Annotated in this window: 1 protein-coding gene and 1 pseudogene; both read left to right on the top strand. The window is 48.4% G+C overall.

The window, feature by feature from the left end; genetic code table 11:
- A pseudogene (locus J3B89_RS20965) lies at window positions 1-810 on the top strand (IS66-like element ISSpu21 family transposase); the annotation flags it as partial.
- A gap of 18 nt (window positions 811-828) precedes the next feature.
- Entirely contained in the window at window positions 829-1,092 is a 264-nt protein-coding gene (locus J3B89_RS20960; protein ID WP_014610306.1) for a transposase, read from the top strand.
- Window positions 1,093-1,149 lie beyond the last annotated feature (57 nt).

Here is a 1,149-nt window from a genome sequence, read left to right as displayed (position 1 = left end):
CCGGGCAAAATGAAGCAAAGTTACTTCTGGCCGGTGTATGGTGATAAGGATGAAATTGTTTTTACCTTCTCCACCAGCCGCGGGCGGCAACATATAGAAGAGATATTAAAACATCGCTTTAAAGGGACTTTATTAAGCGATGGCTACAGCGCCTATGCCAGTTATATCAAAGCGAATGAGGGCTTAACCCATGCCCAGTGCTGGGTGCACAGTCGCCGGCAATTTATTGCAGCCGAAAACAGCTGGCCACAACCGGCCAAAGAAGCGATAAGCCTAATCGCTAAGCTGTATGAGATAGAAGAGACTATCCGAAACCAAAAGCTCACGGATGACAAAAAACGCCAATACCGGCTTGCGCACAGCAAACCGGTGGTTGACCGCTTCTTTACGTGGTGTGATGACACCTTGCATAACCTGACGCTGCTGCCAAAAGACCCCCTCTACAAAGCGATTGGCTATGTACGAAGCAAAGAAATGGCACTGCGTGTCTTCTTAGAAGACCCCGATGTGCCGCTGGATACAAACCATCTGGAGCGGGCGCTCAGGCCCATACCCATGGGGAGAAAAAATTGGTTGTTCTGTTGGACAGAAATCGGTGCAGAGCATGTTGGCGTTATCCAAAGCCTGATAGTCACTTGTCGATTGCATGATATCAATGTAAACGATTATCTGACCGATGTACTGCTACGTATCAGCCAACACCCTGCCAGCCTGGTACATGAACTGACGCCACGGTATTGGAAAACCCAGTTCGCCGATAATCCACTGCGTTCAGACCTCTTTGCTTTACCCGCCACTTCGGTAGAATAGCCTCCAGACGGAGGCGATATGCGCATAGAAGACCTAACCTTAGACGAATTACATGACCTGAACGAGCTCATCTGCAAGCGGATAGACTACTTACGTTTGCAAAACGACATCAATGTTCTAAGCCAGCTACGTTTAGGCCAAAAAGTCCACTTCAAGGCCAAAGAAGGCCAAGTGTTCGGCGTGGTTATCAAAATCAACAAGAAATCAGTGATGGTGGTCAGCGATGATAACCGCCAGTGGAAAATCCCACCAGGACTGGTGCAGATCATGAAAGACATCTAGCCAGGATGCTTGGCCGAAATCTATAAGGCGTCAATACGTCCTAAAATGGACGCTTAC

This window comes from Rheinheimera oceanensis, assembly GCF_018831085.1.
GTDB lineage: Bacteria > Pseudomonadota > Gammaproteobacteria > Enterobacterales > Alteromonadaceae > Alishewanella > Alishewanella oceanensis.
Note: the sequence above shows the minus strand (reverse complement) of the source record. Positions and strands in the feature narration are given on the sequence as shown.